Genomic DNA, 14,809 nt, shown 5'->3' on the forward strand with positions numbered 1-14,809 from the left:
TCAGATCCGCTCGATGTCGTGGGTGCCGAACAGGCCGTAAGGCTTGATCATCAGCACGATGATCAAGACGTAGAACGGTGCGATCTCGTAGAGATTGCCCCAGTGCAAATACTGGCTGTCGACATATTGGGCGATGTTTTCCAGAAGCCCGATGATGATGCCGCCGAGCACGGCGCCGCCGACGGAATCGAGCCCGCCGAGGATCGCGGCCGGAAACACCTTGATGCCGTAGCCCGCAAGCCCCGAGGACACGCCATTGACGACGGCGACGACGACGCCCGCGACCGCCGACACGGTCGCAGAGATCGCCCAGGCCATCGCGAACACGCTCTTGACGGATATGCCAAGCGATTGCGCCACCTGCTGGTTGAACGCGGTGGCGCGCATCGCAAGGCCGTACTTGGAGGCGCGGAAGAACCAGGCCATGCCGATCATCATGGCGACCGACACCACGAGGCTCATGACATAGACGGTCTGGATTTGAAGTCCGAACAGATTGACCGACTGGCTCTCGAACACGCGCGGGAACGGCTGCGGGTTGACGCCGAACATCCATTTCAGCGCCGCCTGGAACACGGTGGAGAGGCCGATCGTCACCATGATCACGGAGATGATTGGTTCGCCGATCATAGGCCGCAGGATCAGGACCTGGATCGCGATACCGAACACGAACATGAAGACCAGTGTCATCGGCATGCCGATCCAGAACGGCACCTGGTATTTCGCGAGCAGTGCCCAGCACACCCAGGCGCCGACCAGCAACAGTTCGCCTTGCGCGAAATTGACGACCTGCGTCGCCTTGTAGATTAGCACGAACGACATCGCGACCACGCCGTAGAGCGTGCCGACCACGAGGCCGTTGACCAGGAGCTGGATGAGGAGGGCGATGTTCATTTCGATTGACCCAGCTCGTCATTGCCGGGCTTGACCCGGCAATCCATCAATGTGGAAGGAAGCCTGTTCGGAAGAGGATGGATGCGCGGGTCAAGCCCGCGCATGACGACCGTTTGAGTGGAGGCACTTCGCCGCCCCTCTACCCTTGTGGGAGAGGGTGGCTTCGCGAAGCGAAGTCGGGTGAGGGGTTGCTTCGGTAGTGGCGGTGCCGAGAGAGGACCCTTCACCCGAGTGTGCTTGTGGTTGATGGCGGAGCTGCCCTCTCCCACAGGGGGAGAGGGCATATCAATTGGCAGTGTGCTTTGGACTGAAAGCAAGCTCACTCCGCCGCCTCCGCCGTGGGGCCGTGGTTGCCGAGGTCCACCACGCGTAGCGTGGTGCGCACGCGCTGAGTGGTGCCGTCCTGGAAGCGGATGACGGTGTCGACGGGGATGTCGGCGTCGCCGCGGTAGATGGCGTCGATGATGCCTTCGTATTTCTCGCTGATGACGCCGCGGCGCACTTTTCTCGTGCGGGTGAGCTCGCCGTCGTCGGCATCGAGCTCCTTGTAGAGCAGGAGGAAGCGCGAGATGCGCTGCGCCGGCGGCAGTGTGGCGTTGACGGTCTCGACTTCCTTCTGAAGCAGCGCATAGACCTCGGGTCGCGAGGCGAGGTCGCTGTAGGTCGTGAAGGAGAGCCGGTTCTTCTCCGCCCATTTCGAGATGATCGAATAGCGGATGCAGATCATCGCTGCGAGCGCGTCGCGGCCTGCGCCGAGCACCACGGCCTCGGCGATATAGGGCGAGAATTTCAGCTTGTTCTCGATGAACTGCGGCGAGAAGCGCTCGCCGCGCGAGGTCTCGGCGAGATCCTTGATGCGGTCGATGACGACGAGCTGCCTGTTGTCGTTGAAATAGCCGGCATCACCCGACAACATCCAGCCATCCCTGATGTCGGCGACGCTCGCTTCCGGGTTCTTGTAGTAGCCCAGGAACATGTTGGGATGCCGCACCACGATCTCGCCGACGCCGTGGACGTCGGCGTTGTCGATGCGGATCTCGACGCTGTCGGCCATCGGCACGCCGGTGGTATCGGGATCGACCTTGCCCTCGGGATGGAGCGTGTAGGCGCCGAGCAACTCGGTCTGGCCGTAGAGCGTGCGCAGCGGCACGCCCATGGCCTGGAAGAACTTGAAGGTCTCAGGCCCGAGCGCCGCGCCGCCGGTGGCCGCCGAGCGAAGGCGGGTGAAGCCGAGCCGGTCGCGCAGCGCGCGGAACAGGATCATGTCGGCGAAGCCCGAACGCTTGCCCTGTTCGAGCGCGGCGAGACCCGTCTTCATGCCGAGGTCGAACAGGCGCTGCTTGAAGGGCGTCGCGTCCATCACCTTGGCGCGGACGTCGGCGGCGATCGATTCCCATACGCGCGGTGCAAACAGCACGAACGTCGGGGCGATCTCGCGCAGATCGTTCATCATGGTGTCGGGCTCTTCGACGAAGTTGATCTTCATCCGGCACAGGAGGCCTTTGCCGAGCACGTAGACCTGTTCCATGATCCACGGCAGCGGCAGCACCGAGACGTATTCGTCGTCGGGACCCTTGGGGTCGAAGGCGAGATAGGTCGCGCAATGGCCGAGCACGCGGCCGGCGGCGAGCATCGCGAGCTTCGGATGCGAGGTGGTGCCCGACGTCGTGCAGAGGATCGCGACGTCCTCGCCCTTGGTCGCATCCACAAGCCGATCATAAAGCTCCGGCTCTCGCGCAGCCCGCGCCCGGCCGAGCTCGGCGAATTTCTCCGCCGACATCAGCCGCGGATCGTCATATTTCCGCATCCCGCGCGGATCGGAATAGATGATGTGCTTCAGCTGCGGCACGCGCTCGGCGAGCGCGAGCAGCTTGTCGACCTGCTCCTCGTCCTCGGCGAAGACGAGCTGGGCTTCGCCGTAGTTGAGGAGGTAGGAGGCCTCCTCATCCAGAACGTCGCGATAGAGTCCGAGGCTCAAGCCTCCAATGGCGTGGGTCGCCACTTCCGCTGAGACCCAGTCCGGCCGGTTGTCGCCGATGATGCCGATGACGTCGCCCCGGCCGAGGCCGAGTTCGACGAGGCCGAGCGCGAAATCGCGCACCCGCCTCTGGTAGTCGTTCCAGGTGAACGGGCGCCAGAGGCCGAAATCCTTTTCGCGCAGCGCGATCTCGTCGCCATGCTCCTTCGCGTTGAGCCGAAGCATCTTCGGATAGGTGTCGGCCTGCGCGACGCGCCCCGCATAATCCATCATGCCGCGCTCTCCGTCTGTACGGGCGCATCGTCCGGATCGACCAGCACCTCGTCCTCCTCGCCGAGATAGGCGCGCTTGACGTGGGGATCGGCGAGAACGGCGGCCGGATCGCCCTCGGCGATCTTGCGGCCGAAATCCAGCACCATGACGCGGTGGGAGATGTCCATCACCACGCCCATGTCGTGCTCGATCATTACCACCGTCATCCCGAACTCCTCGTTGAGATCGACGATGTAGCGGGCCATGTCCTCCTTCTCCTCGAAGTTCATGCCGGCCATCGGCTCGTCGAGGAGGATGAGGCGCGGCTCCAGCGCCATGGCGCGGGCGAGTTCCACGCGCTTGCGCAGGCCGTAGGAGAGGGTGCCGGCGGTCGCCTTGCGTACCGACTGGAGATCGAGGAAGTCGATGATTTCCTCCACCTTGCGGCGGTGCTCCAGCTCCTCCTTGCGCGCGCCGGTGAGCCAGTAGAGCGAGCCGGTGATGAAATTGTTCTTCAGCAGGTGATGGCGGCCGACCATGATGTTGTCGAGCACGCTCATGTGGTGGAACAGGGCCAGATTCTGGAAGGTGCGGCCGATGCCGAGCGAGGCGCGGGCATTCGGCGTCAACGCGGTGATGTCGCGGCCCTGGTAGAAGAGCTGGCCCTCGGTCGGCTTGTAGCGACCGGAAATACAGTTCACGATCGAGGTCTTGCCGGCGCCGTTGGGGCCGATGATCGAGAACAGCTCGCCCTCCTTGATGGCGAAGCCGACATCGGTCAGCGCGCGGACGCCGCCGAACCGCAAGGACACGCCGCGCACTTCAAGACTGGTCGCCACCAACAAATCCCTCCCCGGTGATGGCGCTTGCCGCGCTCTTCATCCGCTTCTGCCTGGGCGATCCTAGTACGGCCGCGCCGGTGAGGCCATGCAGCTATTGGTCTCGACCGGCTTGGTGCCGCTCTCGTTCCCGACGGGTTCAAAAGCCGCATCGCCCAAGGTGGCTCTCAATAGGGGAAAGCGCTATTTTGAAATGTCTCGCGCCTGACAATTCGGCGACAATGTTTTTCGGGTGAGGGGGCGGCTTCATCTTTGGTCGAATGGCGGCAAAGCGAACTTGTTGCAGTGCAACAATCAGAGCGGAGTGACGAAACGGTGCGGCTGGCTTCGGGATCATGATTTCAGAGGATCATCTGAAGCGCGTCGCCGCCTGGTCGCGCGAGCTCACGATGCGGGAGATCGAGGTCGCCCGCGCCGGTATCACGGAGCGGTCCTACTGCACCGGCGAGACCGTTTTCATGCGCGGCGACACCTTCGCCTATTGGGCCGGCATGGTCAGCGGCCTTGCCCGCATGGGCGGGGTCTCGCGCGACGGCAAGGAGACCAGTCTTGCCGGGCTGACGGCCGGCGCCTGGTTCGGCGAGGGCAGCGTGCTCAAGAACGAGCCGCGCCGCTATGACGTGGTCGCGCTGCGGGACAGCCGCGTCGCGCTGATGGAGCGCAGCGCCTTCATGTGGCTGTTCGAGAACAGCGTCGGCTTCAACCGCTTCCTGGTACGCCAGCTCAACGAGCGGCTCGGCCAGTTCATCGGCATGCTCGAGGTCAACCGCACGCTGGACGCCACTGCGCGTCTCGCCCGCAGCATCGCCTCGCTGTTCAACCCGATCCTCTATCCGGAATCGACGACCCATCTGGAGATCACCCAGGAGGAGATCGGCGCACTCTCCGGCATGTCCAGGCAGAATGCCAACCGCGCGCTGAACCGGCTGGAGAAGGAGGGGCTGCTGCGACTCGAATATGGCGGCGTCACCATTCTCGACATCGAGCGGCTGCGCGGGTACGGCGACTAGTCTGGTTCATTTCGATTTGCAGGACTTCAGACACATCCGGTACTCGGTCTTGCACGCCGGTCCGGCATAATTCTTCATGCAGGCCTTATGCTGCTCAGCGCAGACTTTGCAGGTTTGCGCGCCGACGGCAGAATTGGTGGCTACAAGCGCTGCTATTGAAAGAGCAAAGGTCAAGCATCGCATCGAGTCCCCCCTTCAGTGTGCGCATCGCCCTGGCTCCTGTCGGTTGATTGCCTTGCGACGGTGGATTGCCCTGCGCAAGGACGGGCGTGCTGGCCAGCACGGCGGTCGAGGCCGCTGCTGAAATTTCGGCGTTCTCTGTCGACAGTCATCGCACTCTCCGCCGTTGAACGCCCCCGAACCTCGAAATCTGCCCAGTTCTCCCTGCCGCCTGCTCGGCTTCCTCGGGCGGCTTCACGTGACGGAATGACAGGAGCAGTGCGACGTCATAGGCGATCTTCAGAGCGCCGCAGATCACGAGCGGCAGTCCCGAAAATGCCGTCCCGAGCATCGCGCCCGCCAGGCTCGGACTGATGGCGGAGGCCAGGCTGCGCGGGACGGCAGTCACGCTGGCCGCTGCCGGGCGTTCCTCGGGCGTGACAACCGCCATCACGTAGGAGGTACGTGTCGGCACATCCATCTGCGACAGCGCCGCCCGGATCGAAAGCAGGGCCAGCACAACCGTCAGGTTCGGAGTGAGGGCGGCCGCGATCAGGCAGATGCTTGAGGGGATGTGCGTGAACACCATTGTGTTGACCAGCCCGAACCGCTGCGACAGCCTTGCGGCGAGCGGATAGGAAAAGGCGGACAGCGTGTTGGACCAGAAAAAGAAGAGGCTGGCGCTCGCAAGCGAGAGGTCGAAGCGCTTGAAGAGCCACAAGGCGACCAGCGATTGCACGGCAAAGCCGCCGGCAAACGCATCGACACTGAAGAGAGCCGCAAGCCCGTAGACAATTCGCCGCGAAGGCCCAAGGACCGAAGCCTTCGGTCGTTGATCAATTGCGGGTGAGGATTTCGGAAGCAAACGATAGAGAACTGCACCGATGAGACCAAGGACGGTGTAGACGAAGAACATGGACTTCAGGGCAACGAGCCTCGGCACATCAAACGAAACGAGAAAGTCGGGTACGGTGGCCACCAAGGCGCCCGCCGCCGTCGAGAGGCCGCCAATCAGGCTGTAGCGGGCGAAGACCTGCGTACGTTTCTGGTCGCTCGCATCGCTCGCCAGCAGAGCGTGCTCGATCGGCACGAAGATCCCGATGTCTCCTGGCGAGGGATTGATCGTGCCGACAAAGGCCAGGACCAGAATGACCGGAAAGGCTTCCGCGAACGGAAACGCCAGACCTGTCAGCATCATCGTGAGCGCGCCCAGCAGCAAGAGCGTCCGCAAGTCGCGATGACCTCCCAGCCGACCGACGCCCAGCGTGAGGAGCGCGGTCCCCAGCAGGGCGCCGGTGGCAACCACGCCAACCTGGAAAGGGGAGTAACCCAGTTCGACGAGGTAGGCCGGCAGAAGGATCGTAGCAAAGCCATCACCAAACCCGCGCACGGCGCGTGCACTGAATAGCAGCGCGATTGCCGACCGGCGCTTGAGCCGCGGTTCGACGTTTTGGGTGGTGTCTGGCCGACCATTCATCCGCGCAGGCCTCCAGCAGTGCCTCATTCAATTGCCGGCAGCTACGGTGTAATCGGCGAAATACATGTGGCTGTCGGCCTTCGACCAAAGTCCGATCCGGCCGGACACCGGTTGCGCCAGCGTGTGTTCCAGGTACAGCTTTCCGTCGAGATAGCCTTCCACCTTCGTGCCGTCGATGCGGACCTTGAGGTCGTGCCACTGCCGCGTCGCGGTCGGCGTGTTGCGCACCCATTTGACGGAGGAGCGCTTGCCGTTCTCGAACTTCCACAGCACGATATTGTTCTCCAGACAGTTCGCGCGAACTGTCAGGTAGTCTCCGTTTGGCTTGAGGTTGAATAGGATGCCGGCGCCCTGATCGATCCGGCCGGACAAGCCCTCAAAGCGCACCGAGATCTCGCCATTGGTGAAATTGTCGACCTTCGGCGCAACCACGTACGGATAATAGGCATAGGCCTGCACGCGATCGAGGAACTCCGCGTAGCGTTCCCCGTAGAGCGCGCGCGCCTTGTCGGCGATGCCCGCCGACGATTGTCCTTCCTTCCACTGGCGACCATCGACCGTGAGCACTTTCCTGCCGCTCTCCTCCTCAATCCTCCAGAAGCCAACCACCGGCACCAGTGATTTTGGCTCCCCGCCGACGGTTTCATTCGAGAGGTCAATCTTGACTGGTTCTGCGGCCAAGCCCGGCAGCGCCAGAGCCGCAAGACCAGCTGCCGCAAGGATGATCACTCCGAATTTCTTGTTGGCAATCATGGCTTAACTCCTTGATGAACGAGAGAACCCTTGTCCGGAGGGAGTCGGCGGATCCGCCACCACGCGAGCACGATCAGGAGCGGCAATCCGCCGAAGAACCAAAGCAGCGTCGTGTCCGCGCTAACCACCAATGGATAACCGGGGTACTCTTCGCCCACGCCGGCGGCCGGCGGCCGTGCGCCCGCGAGTGCATACAGCAGCGGCAGTATCTCACGCGGGCTGGTGGAGCGGCTTACGTCGGTGTGATCACCGTAGACATATTCGATCTGGCCATAGGCGTCTGATGGATTGGCCACGTTCGACCGGTCGCCCGCGAGAATAACGGTGACGTCACGCACAGCGCGCTCGAGCTTCGCGAGAACGTTCCGCCGAAGATCGATATAGCGGGGGTCCTCAGCGGCGAGATGGACCCTGATCACCAAGGGGCGTCGAAGCGTCGCGAGCAAGCGTTCATCCGCACGCGAGAAGGAGTTGCGACGATCCTCGCTGAGATCCAAGGACGCCCTTGACTGTGCCGCGACGGTGAGCGCAATAACAACGACAAGCACACAAGACACAGAACGGATGACCTTCGTTCGCATCGGTGTACCAGGAGGGAGCCAGACAACCGTCAGCGCGGCGAGCCCACCAATGACGGCCGCGATGCCGAGCACTAGACCGGCCGAGAGAAGCCCCTGCTCGAAGGGACGCAGCGCCTGCGTTAGCGACAATTGCGCAAGCCAAGCCGACAGGCCAGAGCGGCCCGCGAGCGTAAAATCCAGCACCCATGATCCAATCGTGACTGCCAGCGTGACGATGGCGGCAGTAGCCGAATTGTCGGAGATGACCGCGGCGAACAACCCGATGGCGCCGGCCAGAAGACCGTAGAGCAAATGACCGAACAGAAGGTTCAGCGTCTCCGGTGCAGCCAGATGGCCCCCCAACATGGCCCACGCAGGCAACGCGGAAAGCGCAGGGATGCTCACCATGAGCCATGCTGCGAGCACAGCACAGAATTTTGCGGCGATCAGCGTCGAAGGCCGGTACGGCAATTGAACCAGCAGGCGCAACGCGCCACTTTCCTTCTCCTGGCCCAGCACCCGGATCGCCACGAAAGGAAACAACAACGTAACCGCCACATAGAATGCGCCGAATGTCGGAACGAGGATTCCATCGAGCGGTGACAGGCTCCTCGCCAGAACTGGCGACTGGAGGGCCGCCGCACTTGACTCGCTATAGAGCGAGACTGCCTGGGCGAAGCTGTATCCAACGAGCGGACAGACCAGCAGCAACATGGTCCAAAGTGCGCGCCCGGAAGTGATCTCGCGAAGCTCCTTTGCGAGCAGCGGAGCGATCGGTGCGGCCGATCGTGCGTGTGCCTCACGTAAGCGCAAGGAAGATATCCTCCAGTGAGCCGTTCGGCAGTCCCGTCTGCGCACGCAATTCGGCAAGTCCTCCCGATCCGCGCACCTGCCCTGCCGAGAGCAGGATGAAGCGGTCGCAGACCCGTTCGGCATCCCGCAACTGATGAATTGAGAGGATCAGCGTGCGTCCGCGTGCCGTCTGGCGACGCAGCAAGTCCATGACGTCGTGCGCCTGCCGCAAGTCAAATCCGTCAAATGGTTCGTCCATCAGCAACAGGTCATGCGGCGCAAGCAGTCCGATGGTCAGCATCAGACGTCGGGCGTATCCCTTCGACAGAGCCTGCACGCGCTTTCGAAGCACCGGCTGCAATCCGAGCGATTCGATGGTCGACCTGATGTCTGCGTCTGAGCGTCGAAAGACGTCGCCGACAAATGACACGACCTGCTGGGCCGTTTGGTCTTGGTATGGACGAACGGCATCAGGCAGGTAGAACAAAGCGTCGCGCCGACGGCCTGCGTGTAACGGCTCTCCGCGCCAAAAGACGTCGCCGGAGTTCACCGGTAGAAGTCCGGCAACGGCTTCCAGCAGCGTCGTCTTGCCGGCACCATTTGGACCGATAATGCCGAGGATTTCGCCCGCGACAGCAGAGAACGTCACGCTGTCGATGGCGGCGCCGTCGCTTCCATAGCGCTTGGTCAGGTTTCTCACGCGCAGCAAAGGCGTCGAACGATCTGGCGAAAACCCGTCGTTGACGGTTGACATGCTGCGTCCTTCTCAGGAGTTCGGACGCGATGCTTGGGCATGTCGCCTCATGGGGAGATCGCCATCCCCAAGCCCGCGACTTTGCCAAAGCGGGACTGCTTGTCAATCAGGAACCAGCAGATGCGAGGCCTGTTAACTTCGCCGGTTATTCACTTCGGTTTGATCGAGCCCCCTGGGCTAATCAAGGGCCAAAGCGTTCGGCCAGCCCCCGATGCGTTCCGCTTTGAAGCCGTTGTCCCGCTGTTAGCAGTCCTGACCGGCCGTCACCCTTTGCGGGGACGGTGCGGGCTCGGCCGCACCGGCCGTCGCCTTCTTTGATTGTTCAGTGGGCGCGGGACGGGTTTGCTCGACCGTGCCTGCCGTCTTATCCGGTTGCTGCGCGGAGGGTGCGGGCTTGGTTGCCGCAGATTGCTCGGCAGCGGTCGGCTGGCTCTGCATCTGGCGCTGCGCGTCTTCCGACGACGTCGCGGTATGCTCTGCGGCTTTGCTCATCGAAGATGTCGGCGGTTGCTGCTTGGGGTCAGTTGCTGTGGAACCGGTGGTTTGTCCGGTATAGCCCGGGACATTCCCTGATCCTGCATCGCGGCTCACTGTGTTGCAGGGACCCGCATAGACGGAGTTGGCGCTGAAGGCGAGCACCGCGCCCACGATTATAAGTCTGTTAGTAATCATAGCCCTTCTCCTGAGCTGGACGCTGGACGAGTGAACAAGAGTATGGGGCCTTCTGTTCCTGGCGTCAGAGCAGTGCCATCATTGACGAGTGGCAGAGTTCCCCGGCTTAAAATCGCACCGGACTCCCGAGCAATGATAATTCGGCAAGCTACGACGGTTTGGTTATTACCGCCGCTTCGTCATCGAGCTCCCGGTAAGCGATTTGAGCTGGCGTAGGTCGTTCGACGCCTCCGCGAGCAGCCAGTCACGAAAAGTCGCGATCTTCGGTAGCGACGCAGTCGCCTTGGGGCAAACGATCCAATAGGTCTTGGACACTGGCAAGGACTCCGGGAATGCCAGCGCCAGCCGCTCGTTGATCAGATCCCATGCCGCCAACGTCGTCCGCGCAAGAGCGATACCCTGCCCATTGATAGCGGCATCGATAACCATGCTCGCACGATTGAGCACGGGGCCGTGTGTGACGTCGGCGTCATCGATGCCCACCCCGCGCAGCCAATTCGCCCAGTCGGATCGGCTATCCAGGTGGATCAAAGGAAATTTCAGGATGTCGGCGACCCCGCTGATGCGGCGACGGCCCGACAGCAATTTTGGACTACACACGGCGAACAGCCGTTCCGAGGAGAGCCTTACGGAATCGAGACCCGGCCAATTGCCGTCGCCGTGGCGCACCGCAAGATCGACCTCCTCGCGGGCAAAATCGACGTGGTGCATTGTGGCCGAGACGCGGAGATCGATGCCGGAATGCGCCTCCGCGAAATGGCCAAGCCGGTGCACCAGCCACTTGGCTGCAAAGTCGGGTGAGGTGCTGACGGTGAGAACGCCTGCGCTCTGCCGCTGCAACAAACGCTCGGTGCCAGCAGCGATACGGTCCAGCGCATCGCGCACAACAGCGAGATAGTCCCGGCCCGCCTCGGTGATGATCAGGCGCTGGCGCTCGCGATTGAAGAGTTTGATCGCAAGTTCTGTTTCAAGCGACTTCACCTGGTGGCTCACCGCACCCTGGGTGACGCACAGCTCTTCGGCGGCGCGCGTAAAGCTTTCATGCCGGGCTGCGGCTTCGAAGGCCTTCAGTGCGTTCAGCGGCGGCAAATGCGGACGCATTGCGAACCTTCCCTGAGAAAGTTCATGAGAAAAATTGGGGCAGGCCTGAGAAACGATGCTTTGCGGACTGCGCCCTGCCGGCCCTATGCAGGCGGCGACAACGCGAAACCATGGGATTTGGAGCCACTGAATGTCAACGCTTTTTGCCAATAGCGTCTTTGTAGAGCGAGTTCGCCGCAATGCAACGACGGTCGATCATCAACGGAATTCATGGCTCGTACTGATCGACCGCTGGCTGGCCAGCAGCGAGCGGATGCATCAGCGCGCCGGCCTCCGCGCGATTGCCGATGATCCCCACCTCCTTGCCGATCTCGGACTCACCCGGGAGGAGGCTCTGGAGCAGGCCGATGTGCCGTTCTGGCGCTGATCGAACTCGATCGACCACAAGTGAAAGAACTGGGAGGAGGAGATGTCCGAGACCGTTGTTTACGGCTTTCCGCGCAGCACGTTTGTCAACATCGTGCGGCTCGTCCTGATCCACAAGGAGGTGGCCTACACCTTCCAGGACATCGAGCCGATGATGGGCAAGGCCGAACATCTCGCACTGCATCCTTTCAATCGCGTCCCGATCTTGCGGCACGGCGACTTCATCGTTTATGAGACGAGCGCCATCGTCAGCTACATCGATGAGGTGTTCGAGAGCGCGCGGCTCACGCCGCGAGATCCACGGGCGCGGGCGCGCATGAATCAATGGATTGGCGTGGTCAATTCCTACGTCTACCCATACATGATCTATCACGTGACCCATGAGCGACTGGTCTTTCCGGAACTCGGGATCGCTTCCGACGAAAAGGTCGTGGCGCATGCACTGCCCAAGGTCGAAACGGCGCTCGCAGCCGTCGAGCGCGAACTCGCCGACGGTCGACACTATCTGCTCGGCCCGGAACTCACGATCGCAGATTTCTTCCTGTTGCCGAGCACGTTTGCATTCAGCCTGACCGAAGAAGGCAGGGCCATGTACCCGAAATATCCAGCCTTCTGCCGATGGTGGGAGCGCATGGAGAGCTTGCCGACGACCCAGAAGCTTCGCGCGATCTTACCGCCACGTCAGCCCATTCTACATGCCCGCGAATGGGCGAACTCGCACCGACCAAAATACTGACTTTGCAGATCCTCCTTGTCGGAACTTCCTGCAAGGCCTAAGTTGACGCTTCGGGGAAACACAGGCTCCCCGCCAGACGGCTACACCGTCCAAGCTCTGTGCAACGCTCGATTTTCGAGGAGATTGCACGTGGACGGAAACCTCTTTCAATTCTTGAGATGGACCGGCTCTCGGCGGCGAAGCGACGCGAGGTCGCCATGCCCTTGAAGAGCCTTGGCATCATCAAAATCCCAGGCGGTGCGGAAAGCCTTCGACTACGCCGCATGACGCTGTCGGGATTTCCGGGTGTCGCTGGCGCCGTCGCTGCACACACGACGGCGCTGGTCGTGCCGGACCAGCGCTACGTCGTCTAACCCGCTCACGGCGGGATTCTCGTCCTGGCAGACGCGTGATCTGCCAAGCTGAAACCGAACAGGAGGATCAAATGAAGTGGATTACCCGAGAGCACGTCAAGGTCGATCGCGTCGCCTGCCCGTGGCTCATCAAGAAGTTCGTCGACAAGGACGCCGAATTCATCTTTGCGCCGGCCGATAAGGTCATGGCCGAGGCAAAGCGGCTCGACGCCACTCCGTACGACGTCAAGGACGTCGAACTTGGCCATCACGGCAAAGAATGTTCGTTCGAAGCGATCCTGAAGAAATACGAGCTGACAAACGATCCGGCGCTCGTCCTTCTCGGTAGGATCGTGAATGGTGCCGACACTGACAATACGCTTTACCATCAGGCCGAAGGACCCGGGCTACAGGCGGTGGCGGAAGGTTTCCGCCGCCTCGGCTACAAGGACGATCATGCGCTCAACGCCGCCGAGTGGATCGTCTACGACGCGCTGTACGCCTATGCCCTGGAAATGGTGAAGGGTGGTAAGCCGGCTGGGAAGTTTGCGAATTAGCTGCGGAGCAGCCCGCAGGCGGAATGCCGGTACGCAAAGGACAATGATATTGCCGTTGCTACCGCCACAACACGCATGATCTCTCCTCTAGAGGCGGACGCATCATCATCCTCCGTTGGCCGGCGCGTGCGCCGGCCAGAGATCCTCACGCCAGCGGATCGCGATCGCCAGCATCGCGATAAGCCCCGAAACCGCATACAGCGATCCCATCGCGGAATAGCCGATCAGGTCGATGAGGCTGCCCGCCGCAAGCAGCCCGAGCGGCAGGCCGTAGATCACCATCATGCGCACCCCCATGATGCGGCCCCGGAGGTGCGCACTCGCGGTGCGCATCAGGATCACGGCGGCTGCAATCATCGACATGCTCTGGGCGATGCCGGCGAGCACGAGGCAGGCCATGGCCACCGGCATGGTCCTCAGTCCGACGAACACCAGCAACATCGCGTACCAGGCGAGTGTTGCCCCGATCAGAAGCCGGGCAATGCGCACGCCGCTCACCAGGCTGAGCGTGATCGAACCGGTCAGCGAGCCCGCGGCGAAGCTCGCCGACAGATAGCCGAGACCGGTCTGGTCGGTGTGAAAGATGTCGCGCGCGACGAAAGGCAATAGGCCATTCGTCAGCGGAAATGCGGTGAGATTGGCCAGGAAGGCGACGCAGAGCGCCGCACGCATCCCCGGGCCATTCCAGGCGTACACGATGCCTTCCTTCAGATCGCCCAGCAATCTCGGGACAGCGCGGTTGTTCGCCGGGAGATGACTTGTGGCAACTGACTTTTTCGGCCGGGTCAGGCAGAACATCAGGACCGCGGCTACAAGATAGAAACCTGTAATCGCCACGTACAGGAGGCCGATGCCGAGGGTCGCGAACAGTCCGGCGCCGGTCAACGCTCCGGCAATGCGCGCGCTGTCCTGCGTCGTGCGTGCGACGCTGATCGCGCCCACCAGCTGCTCGGCCGGCATGATGTCGGCGAGCAGCGCGCCACGAACGCCGAGATCCGAGGGACGGATCAGACCCATGATCGCGACGATGATCATGACATTGAACGGCGCCAGATGACCGGTGAGGGCCAGCGCCATGATGGTCGACGATAGTGCGGTGTACGAAAGACGCATCACGACCAGAAGATCGCGGTGGCCGATGTGGTCTCCGACCATCCCGAGCACCGGTGCAATCAGCGTCCCGACATACTGCAATGATGCAAGGACGGTCAGCAGCAGCACTGAGCCGGTCTGCACCATGATGTACCAGCCGAGCACCAGCGTCTCGACCTCGAACGCCCAGGAGGTGAGCAGATCGGACGGCCATTGAAAGCGGTAGTTGCGGATCCGGAATGGTGCGAGCGCGGATGGTCGTGCGGTCTTGTTCAAGACGTGATGACGGGGTTCATGGCGATCCCCTGACCCTTATTATTTGTTATTTGTTCTTCTATTTCTCAGCGTAGCGGTGATGCTGCTTGTGTCAATTGACGCTATCGCATGCCGACATGTGCTGCCGCGCACGGGTCGGCGCGCTGCAACCACCCTTTCGATCCGCCAGTGCCCCGCGCATCCCCTGTTCAACCCGTTGCGGGGAGGAG

The 14,809-nt window shown here is 62.1% G+C and carries 15 protein-coding genes; 5 read left to right on the top strand and 10 right to left on the bottom strand.

Annotation, left to right across the window (positions count from 1 at the left end; all coding sequences use genetic code 11):
* The 3 genes from K289_RS0129090 to K289_RS0129100 form a co-directional block, all read right to left on the bottom strand.
* Positions 1 to 894: a branched-chain amino acid ABC transporter permease gene (locus tag K289_RS0129090; protein ID WP_027554715.1), complete on the bottom strand. Its 894-nt coding sequence runs from the start codon at positions 892 to 894 to the stop codon at positions 1 to 3.
* Positions 895 to 1,213: 319 nt separating this feature from the next.
* Complete coding sequence (locus K289_RS0129095; protein WP_027554716.1) at positions 1,214 to 3,145, bottom strand: long-chain fatty acid--CoA ligase; 1,932 nt, start codon at positions 3,143 to 3,145, stop codon at positions 1,214 to 1,216.
* Complete coding sequence (locus tag K289_RS0129100; RefSeq protein ID WP_027554717.1) at positions 3,142 to 3,963, bottom strand: ABC transporter ATP-binding protein; 822 nt, start codon at positions 3,961 to 3,963, stop codon at positions 3,142 to 3,144. The genes K289_RS0129095 and K289_RS0129100 overlap by 4 nt, the downstream gene beginning before the upstream one ends.
* A 335-nt stretch (positions 3,964 to 4,298) precedes the next feature.
* Here K289_RS0129100 and K289_RS0129105 point away from each other — a divergent pair, with 335 nt between their 5' ends.
* Positions 4,299 to 4,973, top strand: a complete 675-nt coding sequence (locus K289_RS0129105; protein WP_027554718.1) for a Crp/Fnr family transcriptional regulator — start codon at positions 4,299 to 4,301, stop codon at positions 4,971 to 4,973.
* A 328-nt stretch (positions 4,974 to 5,301) separates the two neighbouring features.
* Here the strand turns inward: K289_RS0129105 and K289_RS45515 are convergent, their stop codons facing one another.
* The 6 genes from K289_RS45515 to K289_RS0129135 all read right to left on the bottom strand — a co-directional run bounded on the left by K289_RS45515 (position 5,302) and on the right by K289_RS0129135 (position 11,229).
* Positions 5,302 to 6,609, bottom strand: coding sequence for an MFS transporter (locus tag K289_RS45515; RefSeq protein WP_051310923.1), 1,308 nt, complete (start codon positions 6,607 to 6,609; stop codon positions 5,302 to 5,304).
* 27 nt (positions 6,610 to 6,636) lie between these two features.
* Positions 6,637 to 7,362, bottom strand: coding sequence for a hypothetical protein (locus K289_RS0129115; RefSeq protein ID WP_027554719.1), 726 nt, complete (start codon positions 7,360 to 7,362; stop codon positions 6,637 to 6,639).
* Positions 7,359 to 8,735, bottom strand: coding sequence for an ABC transporter permease subunit (locus tag K289_RS0129120; protein ID WP_027554720.1), 1,377 nt, complete (start codon positions 8,733 to 8,735; stop codon positions 7,359 to 7,361). Before K289_RS0129120 ends, K289_RS0129115 begins: the two co-directional genes overlap by 4 nt.
* Entirely contained in the window at positions 8,722 to 9,468 is a 747-nt protein-coding gene (locus K289_RS0129125) for an ABC transporter ATP-binding protein (protein ID WP_051310925.1), read from the bottom strand. Before K289_RS0129125 ends, K289_RS0129120 begins: the two co-directional genes overlap by 14 nt.
* 243 nt (positions 9,469 to 9,711) lie before the next feature.
* On the bottom strand, positions 9,712 to 9,960 hold the full coding sequence (locus K289_RS51765) for a hypothetical protein (protein ID WP_063614211.1): 249 nt from the start codon (positions 9,958 to 9,960) through the stop codon (positions 9,712 to 9,714).
* Between the two features lie 345 nt (positions 9,961 to 10,305).
* A complete protein-coding gene (locus tag K289_RS0129135) occupies positions 10,306 to 11,229 on the bottom strand; it encodes a transcriptional regulator GcvA (RefSeq protein ID WP_245284034.1) in 924 nt (307 codons plus the stop codon).
* 142 nt (positions 11,230 to 11,371) lie between these two features.
* On the opposite strand from K289_RS0129135, the gene K289_RS45525 reads away from it, so the two are divergent.
* The 4 genes from K289_RS45525 to K289_RS0129155 all read left to right on the top strand — a co-directional run bounded on the left by K289_RS45525 (position 11,372) and on the right by K289_RS0129155 (position 13,232).
* Entirely contained in the window at positions 11,372 to 11,608 is a 237-nt protein-coding gene (locus tag K289_RS45525; RefSeq protein ID WP_035686200.1) for a hypothetical protein, read from the top strand.
* Positions 11,609 to 11,650: 42 nt separating this feature from the next.
* Complete coding sequence (locus K289_RS0129145; RefSeq protein WP_027554723.1) at positions 11,651 to 12,343, top strand: glutathione S-transferase family protein; 693 nt, start codon at positions 11,651 to 11,653, stop codon at positions 12,341 to 12,343.
* Positions 12,344 to 12,540: 197 nt separating this feature from the next.
* Complete coding sequence (locus K289_RS0129150; RefSeq protein ID WP_156918247.1) at positions 12,541 to 12,696, top strand: hypothetical protein; 156 nt, start codon at positions 12,541 to 12,543, stop codon at positions 12,694 to 12,696.
* 71 nt (positions 12,697 to 12,767) lie between these two features.
* The gene (locus K289_RS0129155; protein WP_027554725.1) at positions 12,768 to 13,232 is read left to right on the top strand and encodes a chromate resistance protein ChrB domain-containing protein; all 465 of its coding nucleotides are present in this window, start codon (positions 12,768 to 12,770) and stop codon (positions 13,230 to 13,232) included.
* 105 nt (positions 13,233 to 13,337) lie between these two features.
* On the opposite strand, the gene K289_RS0129160 is transcribed toward K289_RS0129155, so the two are convergent.
* Entirely contained in the window at positions 13,338 to 14,600 is a 1,263-nt protein-coding gene (locus tag K289_RS0129160; RefSeq protein ID WP_027554726.1) for an MFS transporter, read from the bottom strand.
* Positions 14,601 to 14,809 lie beyond the last annotated feature (209 nt).

It is taken from the genome of Bradyrhizobium sp. Cp5.3 (genome assembly GCF_000426265.1).
GTDB classification, from domain to species: Bacteria; Pseudomonadota; Alphaproteobacteria; order Rhizobiales; family Xanthobacteraceae; genus Bradyrhizobium; species Bradyrhizobium neotropicale.